The sequence below is a fragment of the Sphingobium sp. TomTYG65 genome (genome assembly GCF_055395525.1).
The window spans coordinates 312,665-335,004 of record NZ_AP027331.1 but is presented as its reverse complement, the minus strand read 5'-3'; the positions used below and the strand labels follow the sequence as shown (position 1 = coordinate 335,004).

The window sequence follows — 22,340 nt, the reverse complement described above, 5'->3', positions numbered from 1 at the left end:
TATTCTCGACCCAAGAATAGATAATTGAGTATGTCGCATCGTGAAATCTAGGCAAAGAATGGGGGCGTGCCTGAACGCCCGCAGTTGATCCGCCGCATTCGGAGTTGTGCGATTGAGCTGCCAAAAAAGACCATTGGAAGTTGGGTCATTCAGTGCGCGAACGATGCAACGGTATCTCGTTTGAGGAAACGATCGCCCAAACAGGCGAGGCATCCGGCCTCGGCCGCCAAGTTCCAGATGTTTGGTCTTCGGCACCGACCTGTGGATGACTACTCATAGGATAGGCAGAAAGCCGCTGGGCGCGGGCAGTCGGGACGGAAACCAGACCGTCCGCAGTTGGGCACTAGAAATTGGCTCCTGTACGGCAAAGAAGGGTCGATGGGCCCTGCTGAAGTATTGGTCATCACCCTTTTAGCGGCTCATTGCTCACCTCCGAAGGCGGCATAGACTTCCGCGATAGAGGGATTGCGCCGCAGCGTCTGACCGCCGCTGACATGGATCACCTGACCTGTGACGAAGCTTGATTCCTCGCTCGCGAGCCAGAGTGCTGCATTGGCGACGTCAGCCGACATGCCTGGCCGCTGAAGCGGGATCTCCCGCATGTAGAGCCGACGCATCGCGGGAATGGCCATCCCACCGCCGGACATGGGTGCGTCTGCCACGCCGCCTGCCGCGATGCTGTTGGCGCGGATACCTCTATCTCCAAACTCGTTGGCGATGGTGCGGATGACATGATCGATACCCGCCTTGGTGCCCATATAGGCGGCATGATCTTCAAACATGATCGTGGCCGTCACCGATGATATCTGGATGATAGATCCCCCGTGGGGCATGTTCCGCACCAGCGCTTGGAAAAACTGGAATGGGCCAGTGAACTGAACCGCAGCCATGCGCTCCAGCTCTTCACGGTTGGTCTCCAGAAATGGCTTGAGCAGGCCCCACCCTGTGCTGTTCACGCCGATGTCGAGTCCCCCCATTCTGGTGGCGGCATCCTCCACCGCCTTGTTGAGGTCTCTCTCGTCGGTGATGTCGCAGGCGATCCATTGCGCGCCGATTTCTTCCGCAACCTTTTGCAGCGGTTCCGGCCTGCGACCGGCGATAACGACCTGTGCACCATGATCGACATAGGTGCGTGCAATAGCCGCCCCGACATTTTGAGGGGCGACCCCAAGGATCATGGCTCGTTTGCCGCTCAGTCGCCTATCCATCTTCTCTCTCCTCGCTGCTCGTCATAGGCCCGCATCACTGGATCACTTCGGAAACTGCTAGTGATTTCCAGACGTAGCATCTGATCTCCGCCAGAATTACGCGCCCCGTTCCACATAACATCATTGTCAGATGTGCAAGCGGCATCTAGCGGACGGGCGGCGGTTGGGAAGCGGAAATTCGCGGATACGCGGCCGAAATCGGTCGTTCGCGGAAACGACAGCACGAGCGGAATTATGGTTGCCGCTGACGCGTTGTTGTCGGTTCAGGAAATGCCGTTGTTCAGCACGGGCGAGGCTCCGAACCGCCTGCGTACTTATCGGCCGTACTCATCGGTGTGGGCAAGTTCCCTTGAAAAATGGGGGGGGGCGTCGTTCACTGAACGCTGCAACTCCTTCGGCAAACTCTGCTGTTGCAAAGGCCGATTGGAATAGATTTTCCGTGTCTGGCGCGCCGCTGAGCTTCGGTTCGATCGACGCCAATCGCGGCGACCACCAAAAGCTTCCGTTCACCGCGGTGTATAGCCCGCAAGATCAGGACTTCTTCTGCGTTGAGCCCGTCAGCAACATGACAGATGCTCCTAATCGTCCCGCAGGCGAAGGAGGTCTCGCTTGGCTGAAGCCTTCGGAATGTTTGTCGGTAAGTATGCAACTGGGCGTTGTGGAACGTGACTGTTAATGAAGAGGCATCGCGGACGAGAAAGTTCCGCTTGTTCGTCACGGGAGCTGCGCCTATTCGAACGCAAGCGTTCTATAAATTTCAGATGAGGGATGCATGAAAATCTCGCGGCGTAATCTTTTAGCTTCCGCACCGCTAGGTGCGATTATGGCCACACCAGCACTCGCTGCGACTGAAGAGGGGTATAAAAATCCCCGGCTGCCTGTTGCTCAACGTGTAAGCGATCTGCTTGCGCGCATGACGCTTGAGGAAAAAGTGGCCCAGCTTCAGTGCATATGGTTCACCAAAAGCAAGATGGTCGATCCGCCAACAGGCAAGTTCAACCTGGAAAAGGCCAAGGCGGCATTCCCCAATGGCATCGGGCAACTTGCGCGCCCATCCGACAATGCCGGAACGAACAATTTTGCCAAATCGCGCTATCGTACTGCCGAAGATGCCATCACATTCATCAACGAAGTCCAGCGCTTCGCGGTAGAGCATAGCCGGCTCGGCATTCCTGTGTTGCTTCATGAGGAAACGGCGCACGGCCTCGCTGTCAAGGACGCGACCATGCTGCCCACGCCCACCGCGCTGGGGAGCAGCTGGGACCCTGAACTGGTGGAGCAGGGATTTGCGCTGGTCGGTCGTCAGGCGCGGCTCCGCGGCATCACCGTCGCCCTGAGTCCGGTCGTCGATCTCCTGCGTGATCCGCGCTGGGGCCGCAGCGAGGAATTTTTCGGCGAAGATCCTTATCATGTCGGCGAAATGGGCGCGGCGGCTGTGCGCGGCCTGCAGGGCGCGAGCCGCCCGATCGCGCCCGATCGGCTGTTTGCGGTGCTGAAACACTATGTCCATGGCACGCCGCAGAATGGTCTCAACGTGGGGCCTGCCGACATGTCTGAGCGGACCTTGCGCGAAGTCTATCTTCCGCCGTTCCAGCGCGCGGTTAAAAACGCCCATGCTGCCATCATCATGCCGTCGTACAATGAGGTTGCAGGCATTCCGGCGCATGCCAATGCCGAACTGCTCCAGCGGACCGGGCGTGGACTGATGGGCTTCCAGGGCGCCTATTTCAGCGACTATAACGGCATTCGGGAGATCGCATCGGTGCACAAGATGGCGGCTGATACCCGCGAAGCAGCTGCACTGGCGATCAATGCTGGCGTCGATGTCGATCTGCCTGAAGGGCAATCCTATGCCTTGCTTCCCGCGCTCGTCCGCGAAGGCAAGGTGAAGGAATCGGTCATCGATGCCGCCGTCTCTCGCATTCTGGCGCTCAAGTTCGAAGCCGGTCTGTTCGAGCGACCCTATGTCGATCCCGTCCGCGCGGCACGCGTGCTGAAAGATCCCGCTGGCCCCGCATTGGCGCGCAGGATCGCTCAGCGTAGCATGGTGCTGTTGAAGAATGACGGGGTTCTGCCGCTGAGCCCCAAACATATAGGCCGTATCGCGGTCATCGGCCCCAACTCCAAAAAACCGATGCGAGGCGGCTATTCCGGCGAGCCTGCCCAGGCGGTCGGCGTATTGGAAGGCATCCGCGCCGCTGTCGGCGCCAATGCCGTCGTCGAACAGTCTGACGGCGTCTGGATCACCCAGGAGGGGGAAGGCGCGCCTGAGACCGTGGCGATCCGCCTGGTTCCCAAGGCTGATAACGAGCGGCGCATTGCCGAAGCGGTAGAGGTCGCGAAGCGGTCCGACGTCGTCATTCTGTGCGTGGGCGACAATGAGTCGATCACGCGCGAGGCGGTGATAAGCGCTCTCCCTGGCGACCGTAGTTCCTTAGGGCTTTTTGGCGATCAGGACGCGCTGGTGGAAGCAATTCTCGGCTGCGGCAAGCCGGTGATCGCGATCCTCATCAACGGGCGCCCGCTGATTGTGGACAAGCTGGCGACGGGCGCGTCGGCGCTTGTCGAAGCCTGGTATCCCGGTGAGCAGGGCGGTCATGCGATTGCGGACGTGTTGTTTGGTAAGGTCAATCCGGGCGGCAAGCTGCCCGTCAGCTTCCCGGCCTCGGTGGGTGAATTGCCAGCCTGGTATAATCGCCATCCGTCGGCGGATAAGGTCCCCTATGTCGAGGGCAAGCGGAAGGTCCTGTTCCCGTTCGGCTTTGGCCTTAGTTACACCAGCTTCGAGATGTCGGAACCGCGCCTCTCCGCCGCCACCATCAAGGCGAGTGACACGGTTCGGGTGGACGTGGATGTGGCGAACACCGGTACGAGGGACGGCGACGAGGTTGTGCAGATCTATGTGCGCGACATGGTCTCATCTGTCCCGCGTCCGATACTGGAACTGAAGGCCTTCCGCCGCGTCACACTGAAGAAGGGAGAGCGTCGCACCGTCAGCTTCGATCTGACGCCGGACGCCTTCGCCTTCTGGGACAAGGACATGAACTGGCGCGTAGAACCGGGTGAGTTCACCATCTTCGCGGGGAACAGCTCGGTCAACCTCAAGCCATCGGTCCTGAAGGTGGCGTAAGGGGGCAGGGAGCTCCGCCGGAGCGGCTCATGGCACGCGCCATGGCTGCTCCGGGCTGCACCTGAGGACGCTGAAATCGCCCGCTGAAGAAAATACGGCGCTGGAACCTCTCATTATGTCGTGAGATCGATGATTTTGGTTCGGCTGCAAACAGATAGCGGGAACGCAATCCAACAGCATCATTTCGACCATCAAGCATTGTGCGCTTAACGCAAGTCCCAACGCATGGTGTAGGTTCACCGGCGTAACCATGGCGTCTCTAGCCTAGAGCGAGGTTGATTACGCGGTGAAATCTGCGGTTTCGGATGACCGATCCGGCGGATTTTGGACCAACGCGGTTGCCGGTGCCGCGCCTCGCCGGTCGGATCAGGCCGCCCGCTGCAGCATGCCGAACAGATCGCGCGGGTCGTCCGGGTCGGCTACTATGTCGATCTGCTGGAAGAAGTCGGTATTCTGAAGCTTGCTGTAGATGTAGCGCAGCGCCGAGAAATCCTCGATCGCGAAGCCGACGCTGTCGAAGAGGGTGATCTGGCGATCGTCCGTGCGACCCGGCAGCTCATTTTGAAGCACCCGCCAGATTTCGGTGACCGGATAAGATTCCTCCATCTGCTGGATCTCACCCTCGATACGGGTTTGCGGTTCGAATTCGACGAAGGTCTGGGAGCGCAGGAGGATGTCCCTGTGCAATTCCGTCTTGCCGGGACAGTCGCCTCCGATGGCGTTGATGTGGATTCCGGGACCCACCATATTGTCGGTGAGGATCGTGGCGTACGCCTTGTCCGCGGTGCAGGTGGTGATGATCTGCGCGCCAAGTATCGCTTCTTCCGCAGTGGCGCAGGGCACCGCCCGCAGGCCAGTCGAGGCGAGGTTGCGCAAAGTTTTCGCCGTCGCCGCTGGGTCGATATCGTAGAGACGGACTTCTTCAATGCCGACGACCGCCTTCATGGCCAGCGCCTGAAACTCGGCCTGGGCGCCGTTGCCGACCATCGCCATGACACGCGAATTTGGCGGAGCCAAGCGGCGAGCCACCATCGCGGAGGTCGCCGCCGTGCGCAGCGCCGTCAGCATCGTCATTTCCGTCAGCATCAGCGGATAACCGCTTTCGACCTTCGCCAGCACGCCGAAAGCCGTCACGGTCTGCAGTCCGCGAGCGGTGTTGCTGGGATGGCCGTTCACATATTTGAACGAATAAATCTCTCCATCCGACGTCGGCATCAGTTCGATCACGCCATCGCGCGAGTGGGACGCCACCCGCGCCGTTTTTTCGAAGGCGGCCCAGCGATGATAGTCTTCCTCCACCGCGTCAGTCATTTCCCTGAGCACAACTTCGATGCCGAAGTGGTGAACCAGACGCATCATGTTCTCGACACTGACGAAGGGGATGAATGCGAGCGCTGAAGGTGAGGGGGGCATGATGTTGCTAATACTCCTTGAGTGATGCGCCTGACGATATGCGTCTTCAGTAGCGAGCGAAATCGAAACACCGCTTGCGAATCGGCGACTCACTGATATGTTTGCCCAATCAGTTTGCACAAACTGCTCGATCCTCCCCCTTATTCCGGGATTCGGCCAGCCATGACAGTCGTAGCGAAATATATGCCGGACGCGCTCGATCGCCGTCTTATTGCGCATCTGCGCGTGGACGGCAGAGCGTCCCTAGCCAAACTTGCAGACGCAATCGGCGTCGCGCGCGGGACTGCGCAGAATCGGCTCGATCGTTTGCTTGAGACAGGCACTTTGCTGGGCTTCACCGTGCGCGTTCGCGATGATTTTGACGATATGGCCGTGCGCGCGGTGATGATGATCGAGGTCGTGGGTAAATCAACGACCCAGGTGATCAACCGGCTGCGGGGCATTCCAGAAATATTGACCATGTACACGACCAATGGAAATTGGGACATGGTGGCCGAAATACGCGCCGCCAGCCTCGCTGATTTCGACCGGGTGTTGAGAGAGGTGCGCCTTATCGAAGGCGTGGCTAACAGCGAAACGAGCTTGTTGTTGAGCTCTATTTAATTTTTTTCCGGCCAGGTGGCGCGCCAATGCTGGGCGCGTGTAGCAGATTATGGCCGGCCGGCTGAGCATGTGCGCTTGAGCGCTGCAGTGGCGTGCGCTGTTCCTGCATTGCTGATTCCATCGATGGCGTGGCTGGGCGAGCCGTTCATCGGCCGCAGGTCGTCCAAAACATCCGAAATATAGCCGTTGCGCAGAGGCGGTTGGGCCGATGCCCGACGCTACGTACCTGCGGCAGGGAGGGGCCGACTGGCGGATTTTTGCAGCTGGGGCGTTACTCTCTGTGGGATCGGGAAATCTCCCCAACCCAGCGACACTGACATTTTTGATATTAAGGCTGACATTTATGATCAATTTAGCAGCAAAATGTGACAGCTTGAAGTCTAGACAAGTAAAAGTTGCTCCGCCAGCCTTGTCTCATACAGAAAGGGGACGAATCGTGCAGTAGTTCGATCGTCGAGAATTACCCTTCAAAACTGCATCAGGAGGAAGCCCGCTTTGGTCAAAGCGAGGCGGTAACCAGCGATTCCAGCCAGTAAAAGGGGTAGGCAAATGATTGAACGCGACGAAGAGCGGCGAGCTTTCAGCACGACAAGGGTGATGCTTCGAACAACGATCGCCAGTGCTGCACTGACAATATCCGCCTTTTCCGCAGCCGCCGCTGCTCAGGAATCTCCCGCAGAATCACCAGCACCAATCCCTGAAGCGGCGGCGGATAGTTCTTCTGCCGAAGGGTCGGCTTCGGTCGAGACGATCACTGTTACCGGTAGCAGAATTATCCGTAATGGATTTGCTTCACCGACACCCGTATCCGTCCTCGGTCAGGAAGAGATTGAGTCCAGGGCACAGACCAACCTTGTCGATGTCGTCAACATGCTGCCCGCAGTGGCGCCAGGCGTTTCGAGCGCCAACGGCAACTATTCGATCGCGGCGGGCATCGCCAATGGCAGCGTGCTGAACCTTCGCGGTCTAGGCACGACGCGTACGCTGGTTCTGCTAGACGGCCGCCGTGTCGTTCCCGCGGCGCTGAACAACACGGTCGATGTGAGCGTGCTGCCGGATTCTCTGGTGTCTCGCATCGATGTGGTGACGGGCGGTGCATCGGCCGCCTACGGTTCCGACGCCGTGTCGGGCGTGGTCAACTTCGTGCTGGACAAGAAGTTCAAGGGCATCAAGGGCACCGTGCAGGGTGGCATAAGCACCTATGGCGACAATCCTAATTATCGCGCCTCGCTGGCCGCCGGCACAAGTTTTGCCGACGACCGGGGCCATATTCTGGTCAGCGGCGACCTGGCCTATCAGGAGGGTATCCGGGGCTGGTCGTGCAATGAGGGTGTGGCCTGCAACGGCGGCAATGCAGGGACTGTCAACGCCAACCCGCGCGCCTGGATGAAGAAGGGTTGGGCGATCGTCACCAACCCCAACTATACCGCGACGAATGGCCAGCCACTCAACCTTGTGCTTGATCGCGTAGGGCTGTCCACCGGCGCGCCCGGCGGGATCATTACCAGCGGTCCTCTGCGCAACATCTATTTTGGGCCGGGCGGGACGCCGCGCAACCTTCAATATAATCTGATCAGCTCGCCCTTCATCCAGGGCGGCAGTTGGATCGACACTAACAACAATTATGCCGTCGACCTGGTCGGCAAGAATAAGCGGACGTCGCTGTTTTCCTACGGAAGCTATGACGTCACCGACAACATCACGCTTTATGCGCAAGGACTATATTCCCGCGCGCATGGCTTCTCGGTCTGCTGCGGCAACGTGCTGACCGGATCGCGCTTCACCATCAGATCGGACAACGCCTTCCTTCCGACCAGCGTGAAGGACGCAATGACCGCTCAGGGCCTGACGTCCTTCACGCTGGGTTCGACCCTTGCCGACGTTCCCGCCGTCAAGAGCGAGACATGGCGCACCGCGCGGTCCTTCGTCTTCGGCGGCGGCGGCAATTTCGACGCCTTCGGTTCGAACTGGATCTGGGACGCAAGCGCGCAGTTCGGCCGCAGCAAGCTGGTGTTCCACAGCGATGACGAGACGATCATTTCGCGGATCGTGCAGGCGTCGGACGCGGTGCGCGCGCCCAATGGTTCGATCGTGTGCCGCGTCACGTTGACCGACCCGACCAACCCGTGCGTTCCGTTCAACGTCATGGGCGTCGGCGTCAACAGCCAGGCGGCGGTCAATTATGTCACCGGCCTGTCGCAACTGACCCAGATCTTCCATGAAAATGTCTATCAGGCGTCAATCAACGGCAAGCCCTTCTCCACATGGGCAGGCCCGGTATCCGTCGCGTTCGGGGGGGAATATCGCACGGAGCGCACGACCGGCGAGAGCGATGCGCTGTCGATGGCGCGGGCATTCTGGTCGGGCAATTATCAGCCGACCTTCGGCCGCTACAATGTGCTGGAAGGCTTTGTCGAAACCGTCGTTCCCCTGGCGAAGGATCTGCCCTGGGCCAAGGACCTCGAACTCAATGCGGCGGTTCGCGCGACCAACTACAGCACATCGGGCTATGTGACGACATGGAAGATCGGCGCGACCTATGCGCCGGTCGAGGACATCCGGTTCCGCATGACGCGTTCGCGCGATATCCGTGCGCCCAACTTCAACGAAGCGTTCAGCGCGGGTGTCACCTCTCCCGACCCGACGACCGATCCGGAAAATGGCTTCATTTCCTATCAGACGCTCAATGTCCGCAGCGGCAATATCAATCTGAAGCCGGAAAGGGCAGACAGCCTGTCGCTCGGCGTCGTCGCCCAGCCATCCTTCCTGCCGGGCTTCAGGGCTTCGGTCGACTATTATCGGATCAAGATTTCCGACGCGATCGGCACCATCGCCCGGCAGACGCTGGTCAACCAATGCTCGGCGGGCGCGACGCAGCTTTGCGGCTTCATCACCCGTGATCCCGTGACCAACCTCATCACGCGTGTCGATACCGTGCCGTTCAACTTCGTGAACGAGCAGACCAAGGGTTTTGATATCGAGGCGAGCTATCAGATCGGGCTTGACCGCATCCTGCCCAACGCATCGGGTTCACTGTTCCTGCGCGGCCTTGCCACCCGGGTGATTTCCTACAAGATCGACAATGGCATCGTTCCGACCGAACTGGCCGGCCAGACAGCAAGCGGCACGCTGCCCGACTGGCGCTGGACGCTGACGGGCGGCTATCAGGGTGACAGGCTGGTGTTCTACGGAATGGCGAGCGGTATCAGCTCGGGCGTTTACAATAATGATTATGTTGAATGCACGAGTGGTTGCCCGACATCTAACTCCATCAACCAGACGATCAACAACAACAAGGTATCGTCCTATCTGAAGATAGACGCATATGTGGCGTACAAGATCATGAAGGATGCGCGCGGGACCGTCGAAGCCTTCCTGCGTGTCGATAACGTCTTCAACCGCGCTCCCCCGGTCGTGGCGACGCCGTCCAGCAATTATAGTTGGCAGGTCACCACCAATGCCGGTCTTTTTGATGTGATCGGCCGCAGGTTCCAGGCTGGCGTGCGGTTCAAGATGTAAGCGGCGCATCGGGAGCCGTTCAACTGCACCTGCGGCGGTTCCCGATGCACGAAAATGTCGATCTGAAGAAATGGATCAGGCGGTCGGAATGAACGCCACTCTGCCACCTGATCATCAAGGACGGAGCACAGCTTCATGAATCGCCGTCAACTCTTGGAATATGCAGCGGCCGGTGGCGGAAGCCTTGCGCTGCTCCACGGCACCAGCGCATCGGCGCAGACCTCCCGCAGCCGCTATGCGTCCGGCGCGCTGACCGCCACTGCCGAGAAAATCTACGCAGACATTCATGCGATGGAAATGGACGACACCCACTGCCACGCGCTGACCCCGGCGATGTGGACGAAGGATAAGGTCACCACGGTCGAACTGTTCCTGATCCGCATATCGCTGGCCGGGATGGCGGTGCCAGCCTATTTTCCCAAGGGCGTCTGGAATGAATGGCTGGAGGGAGACGCCGGCGTCAAGGCCAGCCTCGACCGGAAATACGGCATCACCAAGGTGGTGCGCGAAGTCGTCAAGGATGTCCGCGAACTGGCCTTCGTTAAGATGATGACGAAGGAAATGGCGGCCTATCTTGGGTGCAAGCCGGTTCTTGAGGAAGTCATCGAAGCCCGCAATGCGCGCGGCGGCAACTACACCCAATATATCAACGACCTGTTCCGCGACGTGAACATCGCCAATGTGATGACCGACACCGGCTGTTGCGAGGGGACGACGGTTGACGGCGTCAGTTCCTATCAGGACGCCATTCGCCCGGTCAAGGTTCGTGGCCTGGCGCGCGTCGATCGGTTGCAGGGCGAGTTGCTGCAAAAGGACAGTTCGTTCGAGGAACTGGAAGGCGAGTTCCTGAAGCGCGTCCGCGACGCGCTCGACGGCATCGGCAATGTCGGGATCAAGACCTATGGCATGAAATCCTACCTGCTGCCGCGCCTCGGTCTGCTGCGGCCCATCTATGATCGCGGCGTGGCGGCCAAGTCCTGGGACGAATATAAGGCGAACCGGCCCACCAACGGCCGGGGTCCGGATCGTGACGAGCAGAACTCGCGCGGGCGGGAAATGCTGCTCTATCTGCTGACGCTCGCCATGGAAGAATGTCTGGCGCGCGACATGCCGATGCAGTTCCACGCGGGCGACGGCGAAGCGCCCGGCGTGATCCTGCGCAACCAGCACCCCTATTATCTGGAAGAGATGGTGCGGTTCGACAAGGACGGCGTCATGCGCCGGCCCAAGGTCATCCCCATCCACGGCGGCTATCCGCTGATCGGTGAAGAGACCTGGCTCTGCCATCTCTATCCCAATTGCTATTATGAATTTTCGATCATGAGCCCCTACATCCATCAGGGGCTGGCCGACCGCTTCCGCGAAATCTGGGAAGCGGTGCCCTTTTCCAAGACGCTATACGGCAGCGACGCGTGGAGCGTGCCCGAGCAATATTGGCTGTCGGGCCGCTGGACCAAGCGCTTCATGAGCGAGGCGCTGGGCGTCTATGTGAAGGAAGGCGTGCTGACGCATGAAGAAGCCGTCGCCGCCGCAAAGCGCGTCCTCCACGAAAATAACCGCGAACTCTACCGCCTCTCCTGAGACGGCGGACCCACGACACTCATGCTGGCGAGACGTCAGCGCTTGAATATTTCGGAGCAATGCGAATGAAGAGATCGGTTTACTGCGCGCTTGCTGCTTTGATCGCCACCACCCCGGCCTATGCCCAGGTCGTCAGCCCGTCAGACTATCTGAAGATGGAAATTGGCGCCGACCGGACACTGGCCGATTATGGCCAGATGGAACGCTATATCCGCACTGTCGCCAAAAGTTCGCCGCGCTTCCAGATCGAGGAGATCGGCCAGTCCACCGAAGGTCGCGCCATGATCGCGGCGGTCATCTCTACGCCGGAAAATCTGGCGCGGCGCGCGGAATATCAGCAGATCGCCGCCCGGCTTTCCGATCCGCGCGGGCTGACCGACGCTCAGATCGCCTCGCTCACCAAGCAGGGCAAGGCGATCGTGGTGCTCAGCAACAATATCCACTCGTCGGAAATCGGCTCTTCGCAGATGTCGCTCGAACTGGTGCACAAGCTCGCCAGTGAAGATGAGGCCACGTTCCGCAAAACCTTCGATAATATCATCGTCTTCATGATCCCGTCGCTCAATCCCGACGGGCAGGTGATGGTCACCGACTGGTATCGCAAGATGCTGGGGACAAAATATGAAGGCGGCCCGATGCCGTGGCTCTACCACCATTATGTCGGCCACGACAATAACCGCGACTGGTACATGCTGACGCAGGCGGAAACGAAGAACGTCACCAAGTCCGTCTATAAGGACTGGCATGCAAGCGTGTGGATCGACATCCACCAGATGAAGATGAATGGCGCGCGGCTGTTCGTGCCGCCCTATGCCGATCCGATCGCGCCGTCCGTCGACCCGATCATCTGGCGCGGCGTCAACCTGATCGGGACGCGCGCGGCGTGGGATCTGGAACGCAATGGCAAGACCGGCGTGGTCAGCAACGCCTCGTTCGACGTCTATTATCCCGGCAGCGTGGACAGCAATCCGGAATTCAAGAATGTCTATGGCCTGATCGTCGAAGTCGCGTCCGCCCGCATGGCGACGCCGGTGCAGATCGACCGCACCCAGCTGGCCGGCGGGGCAAAGGGCTTTTCCGATTACAAGGTGTCGAGCAACTTTCCCAGCCCCTGGCCGGGCGGCACGTGGCGCCTGCGCGACATCATGGATTATGAGCTGATCTCGTCGCGCGCGATGCTGGATGCGGTGTCCGACCACAAGGAACAGCTGATGCAGGGCACGGCGGTTTCGGCGAAGAGCCAGATCGCGGCGGGCACGCAGGGCGAATATTGGCGCATCCCCCGCGACCAGCGTGATCCGGTCGCGGCCGCGCGGCTCGCCCATCTGCTCGACGAAAATGCGATTGAGGTGCTGACGACGCCCGACGCCTTCCTGGTTCCCACCGCCCAGCCGCTTGGCAAGTTCGCCAACGAACTGCTGACCAAGCAGACCTATCCCGAAGTGCGCGCCGATGTCGGATCGCCGGTGCTGGCGCCGTTCGACGTCACCACCTGGACGCTGCCGATGATGATGAACGTCAAGGTCGACCGCGTGGCGCTGCCAAATGACGCGGTGAGCGGCAGCACGCGCTTGTCGGCGACTGATTGGCCCGAAGGGACGCTGGTCGGCCTGGGCAGCTATTATGCCTTCAGCCGAGACAGCAACAGCGTGTTCAAGGTGGTGAATGCTGCGCAAAAGGCCGGGGCCGGAACCTGGGTGGCGAAGACCGGGTTCGAAGCGGGCGGCGTGACTTTCCCGGCGGGCAGCTTCATCGTCGAGAATAAGGGCGGGCTGGCGCAGATCGTCAGCGGCGCGCATGCGGTCGGCAATGCGGTGTCCGCCGTGCCGACGGGCTCCAAGAAGATTGGCGCGCTGCGCATCGGCCTCTACAAGCCGTGGCGCGCTTCGATGGACGAGGGCTGGACGCGTTGGATCATGGACCAATATGGCTTCAAATATGCCAACATCGCCAATGCCGACATGCGCAAGGGCAAGCTGCGCGGTGCCTATGACGTCATCATCCTGCCCGATGTCGGTCGCGACATCATGGTCGATGGCAAGGCCAAGGGCGAAGATTATGTCGAAGATCTGCCCGCGCCCTATGATGGCGGCATCGGCAAGGAAGGTCTGAGCGCGCTGCGGCAGTTCATCGATGCGGGCGGCACGCTCATCACGATGCGGACGTCGGGCGAGGTGCTGAACGATCCGGCGCTCAACATCCCGGTCCGCAATGTGCTGAGCGGCGTCAAGCGCACCGATTTCTCGATCCCCGGATCGATGCTGAAGGTCGAATTGAACCCGGCAAGCCCGATCAACTACGGCCTGCCAGCGACCATGCCCGTCTTCTACGACGAGCCGATCGCCTATCAGCCGCTCAACAGCATGGCCAATGTCTCGACCCAGGTGTCCGCCACCTACCCCGAGCATGAGGAAAATATCCTGATGTCGGGCTGGGCGAAGGGCGCCGACAAGCTGACCAGCAAGGCCGCCGCCGTGTCGTTCCGGCAGGGCCAGGGCAAGGTCGTGATGTTCGGCTTCGGCGTCCAGAACCGGGGCCAGACCGAAGGCACGTTCAAGATGCTGTTCAACGCCATCCAATGGGCAGGCGAAGAGTAATACCAAAGTGCGTTGGTCATGACTCATTCCTATCTCCGTTCGTCCTGAGCTTGTCGAAGGACGCGCGCGGGCTTCGACAGGCTCAGCCCGAATGGCTATGAGTTGTGATCAATGCAGTTCGCTATAAAAGGTCCGGCCTTACACGACCGGTCTAAAGGGCAGCGCCTTCGCAGCAAGGCGTGAAGGGGGGCGATCAGGCGGCAGCTACCAGCCGCAGGTTCGCTCCCTTCGGCATATCATGCGCGCGTCAGCGGTCGTCCTTCACCGTTTCCATGGTAACATAGGTCGATGTGCTGGCGACATGGGGCAGGGCCGAGATTTTTTCGGCCAGCACGAGCCGGTAGCGGCGTATGTCGGTCGTGCGGACCTTCAGCAGATAATCGAAGCTGCTCGCGATCATGTGGCATTCCTCGACCTCCGCGATGCGCTGCACCGCCTCGTTGAAATCGCGCAGCGCGGTTTCGCGCGTGTCGCTTAGCTTCACCTCACAAAAGGCGATATGGTCCAGCCCCAGCACAACCGGATCGACGATCGCGCGGAAGGCGCGGATGACCCGACGGTCGGTCAGCCGCTTCAGGCGCACCTGGCACGGCGTCTTGGAAAGGCCGACGCGATCGGCAAGTTCGGTGACCGGCATGCGGCCATGCTGCTGAAGCACGTCCAGGATCTTTCGATCGAAGTCGTCCAGATGAACTGCAAATTGTTGTTCCGCCATCTTATTTGCCCGATAAGCTTTGATAAAGAAGTCCATACGCCTTTTGGCTGGTGCAAGACAAGACGATCAGACTTTGCGTGATGATGTAGCGTAGGATCATGTTTGAAAAGCCCTTCGCCGCCTTCGCACCCGCCGTGCGTGACGCCACCCCGCTGCGCCGCGCGATCACCGAAGCTTATCGCCGGGACGAGGCGGAGTGCCTTCGCCCGCTGATCGCGGCGGCGACTGTGCCAAAGGAGCTGGCTGCGCCCATCCGGGATAAGGCCTATAAGCTGGTGTCCGGGCTGCGCGCGGGCAGGCGGGGCAGCGGCGTTGAAGTGCTGGTGCAGGAATATGCGTTGTCCAGCCAGGAAGGCGTGGCGCTGATGTGCCTGGCGGAGGCGTTGCTGCGGATACCTGACGACAGGACGCGCGACGCGCTGATCCGGGACAAGATCGCGGGCGGCGACTGGGGCGCGCATCTGGGCGGGGGACGGCCCCTGTTCGTCAATGCCGCGACCTGGGGCCTGGTGGTCACGGGCAAGCTGGTCGGCAGCGTCGATGAGCGCGGGCTGGGCGCGGCGCTGACCCGGCTGGTCGCGCGCGCGGGTGAGCCGGTGATCCGCCGCGCGGTGGACCTCGCGATGCGCATGATGGGGGAGCAGTTCGTCAGGGGCGAGACGATCCAGGCGGCGCTGGCGCGGGCGCGGCCGATCGAGGCGAAGGGATTTTCCTACAGCTACGACATGCTGGGCGAGGCGGCGGTGACGGCCGCCGACGCGGCGCGCTATCATGTGGACTATGCGCGGGCGATCCATGCGATCGGCAGGGCGGCGGGTGGGCGCGGCATCTATGCCGGGCCGGGCATTTCGATCAAGCTGTCGGCGCTCCACCCCCGCTACAGCCGGATGCAGGCGGATCGGGTCATGGCCGAACTGCTGCCGCGCGTAACCGAACTGGCGGCGCTCGCCAAAGGCTATGACATCGGTTTCAACATCGATGCGGAGGAGGCGGATCGACTGGAACTGTCGCTCGACCTCCTGGAAAGCCTGGCGTTCCATCCAGCCTTGGCCGGGTGGAACGGGCTGGGCTTCGTCGTGCAGGGCTATGGCAAGCGCTGTCCCTTCGTGATCGACTGGATCATCGATCTGGCGGAGCGATCGGGACGCCGGATCATGGTCCGGCTGGTGAAGGGCGCCTATTGGGACGCGGAGATCAAGCGCGCGCAGGTCGATGGGCTGGAGGGCTATCCGGTCTATACGCGCAAGCTGCATACCGACGTCGCCTATATCGCCTGTGCGCGGAAGCTGCTGGCGGCGCGGGACAGGGTGTTCCCGCAATTCGCCACCCATAATGCACAGACGCTGGCGGCCATCTATCATCTTGCCGGGCCGGATTTCATCCTGGGCGATTGGGAGTTTCAGTGCCTGCACGGCATGGGCGAGCCGCTTTATGAGCAGGTCGTGGGCGCAGGCGCGCTGGACCGGCCGTGCCGGATCTATGCGCCGGTGGGCACGCATGAGACGCTGCTCGCCTATCTGGTCCGGCGGTTGCTGGAAAATGGAGCGAACTCCTCCTTCGTTCATCGGATCGGCGATCCCGCCGTGCCGATCGAGGCGCTGGTCGCCGATCCGGTGGAGCAGGTGCTGGGGATGCCCGATCCGGGCGCGCAGCATGACGGGATCGCCGCGCCTGCCGACCTGTACCGGGACCGGCGCAATTCGGCGGGCATCGACCTTAGCGATGAAAGGGCGCTGGCCGACCTGACGGCGGCGCTGAGGGACAGTGCGGGGATCGCATGGACCGCGACACCCGCCGGGGAAAGCTCGCCGCCGCGGCCCGTGATCAATCCCGCCGATCATCGCGACAAGGTCGGCATGGTGGCCGAAAGCACGGAAAATGCTGCGCAGTCCGCCGTGGCCCGGGCCACAGGGAGCCGCTGGGGCGATGTGCCGGTCGGCGAGCGCGCGGCGATCCTTGAGCGGGCCGCGGATGCGCTGCAGGCGCGGATGCCGGTGCTGCTGGGGCTGATCGTGCGGGAGGCAGGCAAGTCCCTGCCCAACGCCATCGCCGAGGTGCGCGAGGCGATCGATTTCCTGCGCTATTATGCCGCGCAGGCGTGCGCTTCCTTTGGGGCGGCGCAGTTGCCGCTCGGACCCGCCGTCTGCATCAGTCCGTGGAATTTCCCGCTGGCGATCTTCACAGGACAGGTCGCCGCAGCGCTGGTGGCGGGCAACCCTGTGTTGGCCAAGCCAGCCGAGGAGACGCCTTTGATCGCGGCCGAGGCGGTGCGGATATTGCAGGACGCGGGCGTTCCGGCCGACGCGCTTCAGTTGATATGCGGCGACGGCAGGATCGGGGCGGCGCTGGTGTCCGCGCCGGAGATCGCCGCCGTTCTGTTCACCGGATCGACCGAGGCGGCGCGATCGATCCAGCGGCAGCTGGCGGCGCGGCTTTCCCCGGCGGGGCGGCCGATCCCGCTGATCGCGGAAACGGGCGGGCAGAATGCGATGATCGTCGATTCCTCCGCGCTGGCCGAGCAGGTGGTCGCGGACGTGATCGCATCGGCGTTCGACAGCGCGGGCCAGCGCTGTTCCGCGCTGCGCATCCTGTGCCTGCAGGATGATGTGGCCGACCGCACGCTGGATATGCTTCACGGCGCGCTGGCCGAATTGCGCGTTGGGCGCACGGACAGGCTGGCGGTGGATATCGGCCCGGTCATCACAGGGGAGGCGCAGGAAAACCTGCTGCGGCATGTCGAGCAAATGCGCGCGCGAGGACAGCGGGTCGATCAACTGGGGCTGGACACGGACACGGCGCACGGCACATTCGTCCCGCCGACCATCATCCACATAGCGAAGATCGCCGATGTCGAGCGGGAAGTTTTCGGCCCGATCCTGCATGTCCTGCGTTTCCGCCGGGAAGAGCTGGATGACCTGATCGATGACATCAACGCGACCGGCTATGGCCTGACCTTCGGGCTTCACACCCGGCTGGACGGGACGGTGGCGCATGTGACCGGGCGGGTGCGGGCCGGCAATCTCTACGTCAACCGCAACATGATCGGCGCGACAGTCGGCGTACAGCCCTTTGGCGGGCGCGGGCTTTCCGGGACGGGGCCGAAGGCGGGCGGGCCGCTCTACATCAGCCGCCTAGTCACGGTTCCGGCTGCGGCTGTCCAGCCTGTTTCAGACGCCGATGCACCGATCCGGGCGTTCGCGGCTTGGCTGGACAGCGAAGGCGAGGGCGATGCGGCCGCCATGGCCCGGCGCTATGCCGATGCGTCGTTGCTCGGGGCTGGCCAGATGCTCGACGGGCCGGTAGGCGAGAGCAACGGCTATGCGTTGCATCCACGCGGACGCCTGCTGATGCGGCCGGCGACCCGCGCCGGATTGCTGGAGCAGATGGCGGCGGTGCTGGCGAGCGGAAATGACGGCGTGGTGGAGGGAATGGCGCTGCCTGAACGCCTGCCGCCTCAAATCGCCGCACGCTTCTCTGGGCGGGATGACGGGGCAGTGGGGGCGGCGCTGGTCGAGGGCGGACCCGAGCGTATTATGGAAGTTGCGCAGGATGTCGCGGCTCGCGATGGCGCGATCATCCCGGTTCATGCGGCGCGGGAGAAGCCGGAACTTGCCTATGCGGTCGAATGGTTGCTGGAGGAGGTTTCGACGTCGATCAATACGACCGCTGCGGGCGGGAATGCCAGCCTGATGATGCTGGATTAGTCCGGCTGACTGCTGCGGCTGTCCGTAGAACGATGGTGGGCGTGCGAGCCGCAGCCGCAGGTCTTGCGTTTCGGAAGGCCGGCGAGCGCCCTGGCTTTCCTCCGCTCGTGCCGGTTGGGGGCGATCGATTGATGATCCAGGTGGCCGATGGAGTCCATTTTTCGTGTTCCGAGTGGTTCCTAAACGTCCAATGTCCGTCCCATGCGACGAGTTCCGCAGGCGGCTCGCGCAACTGGCACAACGGGCTATGGTTGTTAGCGGAAATGAAACAGGGCCTGCGTGAGCAACAGGGCGCCGGCGATCCCGCACATTTCTCCGGCATCGCCAACGCTGCTGTGGGCTAACCGCCGGTGATCGTTAACGACGTCATTTTTCGCGACTTTTATCACGCTCTTATCGGGGGAGGGGCGACCCTGATCCACCGCTCTTCCTCGTTGATGGAAAGGGCGAACCGATTGTGCCAACAGACTGTGGGTGCCTTGGCAGCAGGCGGCCAGACGCTGGCGGTTATACGGATGCGCGGGTCATGCCCACCAGCGCAGGCGTCCGCCCAGCGCGTTAACGAACGAGCCCAATTATTAGATCAAATGTTGGTCCGCAAAGTTATTCTCAATTGATCGTGATGCCTGATTATCGTCCTTACCCAATACCCGATGGCGCCGTTCGGCCACCAGTCGTTCTCTCAATATGATCCGGCAAGGCACTCGAGATGCCCGGCACGGATCGCAAGGCGTCGCGAGATATGACTGTACAACCATCCACCGGACATCGGCCTGAGCGCAGGACAGTCATCATTCTGGCAACGATTGCGCTTTCGGGACTGGTCGCCGCCGCATTGCTGTTGCGGCCTGGCGGAAGAGCGGACGGTCTTCCGGTGTTAAGAGTAGGCAATCAGAAGGGAACGACGCGCGCCCTGCTCGAAGCGTCGGGCGTGCTTAAGGATCTGCCCTACCGCATCGAATGGTCGGAATTTCCCGCTGCACAGCATCTGCTCGAGGCGCTGACCGCCGACGCGACCGATGTGGGTCTGGTGGGCGATGCGCCTTTCCTCTTTTCCTATGCCGGTGGCTCCCCGCTGAAGGTCGTGTCGGTGGTAGCGTTGGGTAGTGGCGGCGGGTCCGTCGCCATCCTTGTGCCCAAGAAATCATCAATACGTACCGTTGCAGATCTGAAGGGCAAAAAGGTCGCTACGGGCAAAATCTCCATAGGCCATTATCTATTGCTGCGCGTGCTGGAAAAGGAGCGGCTGACAGCCAAGGACATTCATTCCGTCTTCTTGCCGCCAAATGACGCGCTTAGCGCATTTTCCGCGGGATCGATCGATGCCTGGGCGACCTGGGCGCCGTTCCTCGATGCGGCATTGCTTCAGGGCAACGCGCGCGTGCTGGTGGATGGGACCGGGTTGGTCACCGGCTATGGCTATCATGTCGCCACCCCCGATGCGATCAGCCGAAAGGGAGAACTGCTGCGTGACTTCAAGCAGAGGTTGGCGCGCGGCTATGCATGGGCCAACACGCATGAACGGGAATATGGCGAAGCGCTGGCTAAGACGACGGGGTTACCGGTTGAGGTCGCCTTGTCCTATGCACGCCGCAATAATCCACACAGCGTGGAATTCAGCGACAAGCTGGTCGATGACGCGCGGCAAGTAGTCGCGACCATTTCCCGAGGGGAGGCACAGCCCGGCCCTAAGCGCGATGTCAGGGACGCCTTCGCACTAGATACTGGCACGATAGCCGGTCTTCGGAGCCAGGCTGACAGAAGGGATTAGGATGAACATGTTGCACAGTCTGCTGCAAGGATTGATCAGATTTTATCATGCCGGGCGTGCCGGACTGCTGCGCGATCCCAATATTGTCCTGTTCGAGCGAACCGCGGAGCAGTTGGCGGAAGGAGAGGGCGCGGTCTGACTGCGGGGCTGGTCCGGCTAAAGCGTCTGGACCGTTTCCCGCGCCAGTTCGGCCAAACGGTGCGCGGCCTTGTCGAGCTTGTCCCCTGCCCTCAAGATGGCTGCGACGCGGGGGAGTGGCGGGAGGCTTTCATGGTCGAGCGCTTCGCTGTCGCTCAGAAACAGATGCGTCCGGCAGGTGATTCCCAGCCCGGCGCCGACCGCTGCCTTCAAGGTCGCGAGGTTGGGCGTCTCAACAGCGATGCGCCACTGCAGCCCGGCATTTTCGAGTTCGCGAATGGCGGCCTCCCGAAAGCGGCAAGGTTCTTCGAGAACCGCGAGCGGGATTACATCCCGTTCGGCGAGAGCGCTGTCACCATACCAACTCATTGGCGCGACGGTTACGGCATAAGGATCATTAGGAGCCGCGAAGCCTAGGACGATGTCCAGTTCGCGCCTTTCGAGCAGCGTTTGGAGTTCCGCTGTACCTGCGACGCGGGCGTAGATCTGGGCTTCCGGATGAAGTTCGGCGAAGCGGGAGAGCAAGCCGCTGAGCAGGCTGTCGGCGAAATCCTGAACCATGCCGATACGGGCGGGGCCCGCGAAACGGCCGGCGTTCACGGCCGCGACTGCTTCGTCATGAAGGGCGAGGACGCGGCGGGCATAGTCGAGGAGGACGTCGCCTGCCGAAGTGAGGTTGAGCCGCCGTCCTTCCCGGAGGAACAGGGTTTGCTGCACCAGTTCCTCCAGCCTTTTGATCTGCAGGCTTAGAGCGGATTGGGTGACGAACACCTGTTCCGACGCGTTGAGCATCGAGCCGGTATCGACGATCGCGACGAAACTGCGCAGCAGATTGGTAGGCAGGTTGACCGGCATGACAAATCCCATGAAAGAAATAGTGAATTGAACGGTTTTTGGAGAAGCCGTGCTTATCACAGCAACTCATATGTCAATCAATTTAGTAGAGATTTAGACGGTCAAGGAAAAACTATCCACGTGAGGCAGTTGCGAGGGAAAACCGCCAGAATGGGGGATTTGTAGCGATCCTAAAGGGTAGAGCCGTCCGCTATGAGCGGTCCTCATAGATCGTTCGATTAAAACTTAATTGAATTGGTAGAGAAATCATGTTGGGCTTCACCCTTCGATCAGAAGGGCGAGTGCATGACGGCTTTGACATTGGACCGGCAGGACGGAAAGCGACCCGCACTCCGGGGCTTTTCGCTTGCGCAGCTTGGAGGGCGCTGGATCTCGCCCGTGCTGTTGCTGCTGCTGTGGGAACTGGGATCACGCACCGGACTGATTCCCGAGCGGACGCTGGCTGCGCCCTCCGCAGTGATCGGCACGTTGGCAGAAATGGTGCTGACGGGAGAATTGCCGTCCAACCTGCTGGTATCGTTCGCCCGAGTGGCTGCGGGGCTGCTGATCGGTATCGGGCTCGGCCTGGGCCTGGGCCTGATTGCGGGCCTTTCCCGCGCTGGGGAGTTGGCGGTCGATCCGCTGATGCAGATCAAGCGCACCATACCTGTGCTGGCGCTGACGCCGCTGTTCATCGTGTGGTTCGGCATCGGGGAAACGCCCAAGGTCGCCCTGATCGCCTTTGCATCCGTCTTCCCGGTCTATCTGAACCTCTATAGCGGCATCCGCAGCGTCGATCTGCGGCTGCTGGATGCGGCCAAGAGCTTTGGCCTCAGCCGATCCGAACAGGTCTGGCATGTCGTGCTGCCGTCCGCGCTGCCGTCACTGCTGGTCGGCCTGCGCTATGCCCTGTCGGTAGCCATCCTGGTCCTTGTCGTCGCCGAACAGATCAACGCGTCGGCCGGCCTCGGCTACCTCATCAACAACGCTCGCGATTTCATGCGGACCGACATCATCGTGGTCTGCCTCATGGTCTATGCCATTCTCGGCCTTGGCGCCGACTGGCTAGTCCGCACCATCGAAGCCCGCGCCCTGATTTGGCGCCCCAGCATAGTGGAGCAATGAAC

At 61.3% G+C, this 22,340-nt stretch carries 14 protein-coding genes; 10 read left to right on the top strand and 4 right to left on the bottom strand.

From position 1 onward, the window contains the following. Nucleotides 1–419 precede the first annotated feature (419 nt). Nucleotides 420–1,208 carry an SDR family oxidoreductase gene (locus ACZ5Y5_RS15405; protein WP_464811379.1) on the bottom strand — a complete coding sequence of 263 codons (789 nt, stop codon included), beginning with the start codon at nucleotides 1,206–1,208 and terminating at the stop codon, nucleotides 420–422. Between the two features lie 913 nt (nucleotides 1,209–2,121). Here ACZ5Y5_RS15405 and ACZ5Y5_RS15400 point away from each other — a divergent pair. After that, a complete protein-coding gene (locus ACZ5Y5_RS15400) occupies nucleotides 2,122–4,338 on the top strand; it encodes a glycoside hydrolase family 3 N-terminal domain-containing protein (protein WP_464811378.1) in 2,217 nt (738 codons plus the stop codon). Nucleotides 4,339–4,704: 366 nt separating this feature from the next. On the opposite strand, the gene ACZ5Y5_RS15395 is transcribed toward ACZ5Y5_RS15400, so the two are convergent. After that, on the bottom strand, nucleotides 4,705–5,754 hold the full coding sequence (locus tag ACZ5Y5_RS15395) for an ornithine cyclodeaminase (RefSeq protein WP_464811629.1): 1,050 nt from the start codon (nucleotides 5,752–5,754) through the stop codon (nucleotides 4,705–4,707). 159 nt (nucleotides 5,755–5,913) lie between these two features. On the opposite strand from ACZ5Y5_RS15395, the gene ACZ5Y5_RS15390 reads away from it, so the two are divergent. The 4 genes from ACZ5Y5_RS15390 to ACZ5Y5_RS15375 all read left to right on the top strand — a co-directional run bounded on the left by ACZ5Y5_RS15390 (nucleotide 5,914) and on the right by ACZ5Y5_RS15375 (nucleotide 14,051). Then, nucleotides 5,914–6,354 carry an Lrp/AsnC family transcriptional regulator gene (locus ACZ5Y5_RS15390; RefSeq protein ID WP_464811628.1) on the top strand — a complete coding sequence of 147 codons (441 nt, stop codon included), beginning with the start codon at nucleotides 5,914–5,916 and terminating at the stop codon, nucleotides 6,352–6,354. A gap of 549 nt (nucleotides 6,355–6,903) precedes the next feature. After that, nucleotides 6,904–9,873: a TonB-dependent receptor plug domain-containing protein gene (locus ACZ5Y5_RS15385; RefSeq protein ID WP_464811377.1), complete on the top strand. Its 2,970-nt coding sequence runs from the start codon at nucleotides 6,904–6,906 to the stop codon at nucleotides 9,871–9,873. A gap of 135 nt (nucleotides 9,874–10,008) precedes the next feature. Further along, on the top strand, nucleotides 10,009–11,454 hold the full coding sequence (locus ACZ5Y5_RS15380) for an amidohydrolase family protein (RefSeq protein WP_464811376.1): 1,446 nt from the start codon (nucleotides 10,009–10,011) through the stop codon (nucleotides 11,452–11,454). A 65-nt stretch (nucleotides 11,455–11,519) separates the two neighbouring features. Further along, on the top strand, nucleotides 11,520–14,051 hold the full coding sequence (locus ACZ5Y5_RS15375; protein WP_464811375.1) for a M14 family metallopeptidase: 2,532 nt from the start codon (nucleotides 11,520–11,522) through the stop codon (nucleotides 14,049–14,051). 247 nt (nucleotides 14,052–14,298) lie between these two features. Here the strand turns inward: ACZ5Y5_RS15375 and ACZ5Y5_RS15370 are convergent, their stop codons facing one another. Next, the gene (locus ACZ5Y5_RS15370) at nucleotides 14,299–14,766 is read right to left on the bottom strand and encodes an Lrp/AsnC family transcriptional regulator (RefSeq protein ID WP_464811374.1); all 468 of its coding nucleotides are present in this window, start codon (nucleotides 14,764–14,766) and stop codon (nucleotides 14,299–14,301) included. A gap of 98 nt (nucleotides 14,767–14,864) precedes the next feature. On the opposite strand from ACZ5Y5_RS15370, the gene putA reads away from it, so the two are divergent. The 4 genes from putA (at nucleotide 14,865) to ACZ5Y5_RS15350 (ending at nucleotide 20,380) form a co-directional block, all read left to right on the top strand. Beyond that, the gene (gene putA, locus ACZ5Y5_RS15365; RefSeq protein ID WP_464811373.1) at nucleotides 14,865–18,470 is read left to right on the top strand and encodes a trifunctional transcriptional regulator/proline dehydrogenase/L-glutamate gamma-semialdehyde dehydrogenase; all 3,606 of its coding nucleotides are present in this window, start codon (nucleotides 14,865–14,867) and stop codon (nucleotides 18,468–18,470) included. 131 nt (nucleotides 18,471–18,601) lie between these two features. Beyond that, entirely contained in the window at nucleotides 18,602–18,814 is a 213-nt protein-coding gene (locus ACZ5Y5_RS15360) for a hypothetical protein (protein WP_464811372.1), read from the top strand. A 398-nt stretch (nucleotides 18,815–19,212) separates the two neighbouring features. Then, nucleotides 19,213–20,241, top strand: a complete 1,029-nt coding sequence (locus ACZ5Y5_RS15355) for an ABC transporter substrate-binding protein (RefSeq protein WP_464811371.1) — start codon at nucleotides 19,213–19,215, stop codon at nucleotides 20,239–20,241. 7 nt (nucleotides 20,242–20,248) lie between these two features. Further along, the gene (locus ACZ5Y5_RS15350) at nucleotides 20,249–20,380 is read left to right on the top strand and encodes a hypothetical protein (RefSeq protein ID WP_464811370.1); all 132 of its coding nucleotides are present in this window, start codon (nucleotides 20,249–20,251) and stop codon (nucleotides 20,378–20,380) included. Between the two features lie 17 nt (nucleotides 20,381–20,397). Here ACZ5Y5_RS15350 and ACZ5Y5_RS15345 read toward each other — a convergent pair whose 3' ends face one another. Beyond that, nucleotides 20,398–21,234, bottom strand: coding sequence for a LysR substrate-binding domain-containing protein (locus ACZ5Y5_RS15345; RefSeq protein ID WP_464811627.1), 837 nt, complete (start codon nucleotides 21,232–21,234; stop codon nucleotides 20,398–20,400). Between the two features lie 285 nt (nucleotides 21,235–21,519). Between ACZ5Y5_RS15345 and ACZ5Y5_RS15340 the strand changes: the two genes are divergently transcribed. Further along, nucleotides 21,520–22,338, top strand: coding sequence for an ABC transporter permease (locus ACZ5Y5_RS15340; RefSeq protein ID WP_464811369.1), 819 nt, complete (start codon nucleotides 21,520–21,522; stop codon nucleotides 22,336–22,338). The last annotated feature ends 2 nt before the right edge of the window (nucleotides 22,339–22,340 follow it).

Excerpts from the sequence above, each read along its gene's own strand:
- ACZ5Y5_RS15340 (WP_464811369.1), top strand. The coding sequence starts at position 21,520 with ATGACGGCTTTGACATTGGACCGGCAGGACGGAAAGCGACCCGCACTC.
- putA (WP_464811373.1), top strand. The coding sequence starts at position 14,865 with ATGTTTGAAAAGCCCTTCGCCGCCTTCGCACCCGCCGTGCGTGACGCC.
- ACZ5Y5_RS15370 (WP_464811374.1), bottom strand. The coding sequence starts at position 14,766 with ATGGCGGAACAACAATTTGCAGTTCATCTGGACGACTTCGATCGAAAG.
- ACZ5Y5_RS15345 (WP_464811627.1), bottom strand. The coding sequence starts at position 21,234 with ATGCCGGTCAACCTGCCTACCAATCTGCTGCGCAGTTTCGTCGCGATC.
- ACZ5Y5_RS15390 (WP_464811628.1), top strand. The coding sequence starts at position 5,914 with ATGACAGTCGTAGCGAAATATATGCCGGACGCGCTCGATCGCCGTCTT.
- ACZ5Y5_RS15350 (WP_464811370.1), top strand. The coding sequence starts at position 20,249 with ATGTTGCACAGTCTGCTGCAAGGATTGATCAGATTTTATCATGCCGGG.
- ACZ5Y5_RS15375 (WP_464811375.1), top strand. The coding sequence starts at position 11,520 with ATGAAGAGATCGGTTTACTGCGCGCTTGCTGCTTTGATCGCCACCACC.
- ACZ5Y5_RS15355 (WP_464811371.1), top strand. The coding sequence starts at position 19,213 with ATGACTGTACAACCATCCACCGGACATCGGCCTGAGCGCAGGACAGTC.
- ACZ5Y5_RS15380 (WP_464811376.1), top strand. The coding sequence starts at position 10,009 with ATGAATCGCCGTCAACTCTTGGAATATGCAGCGGCCGGTGGCGGAAGC.
- ACZ5Y5_RS15385 (WP_464811377.1), top strand. The coding sequence starts at position 6,904 with ATGATTGAACGCGACGAAGAGCGGCGAGCTTTCAGCACGACAAGGGTG.
- ACZ5Y5_RS15405 (WP_464811379.1), bottom strand. The coding sequence starts at position 1,208 with ATGGATAGGCGACTGAGCGGCAAACGAGCCATGATCCTTGGGGTCGCC.
- ACZ5Y5_RS15400 (WP_464811378.1), top strand. The coding sequence starts at position 2,122 with ATGACGCTTGAGGAAAAAGTGGCCCAGCTTCAGTGCATATGGTTCACC.
- ACZ5Y5_RS15360 (WP_464811372.1), top strand. The coding sequence starts at position 18,602 with ATGATCCAGGTGGCCGATGGAGTCCATTTTTCGTGTTCCGAGTGGTTC.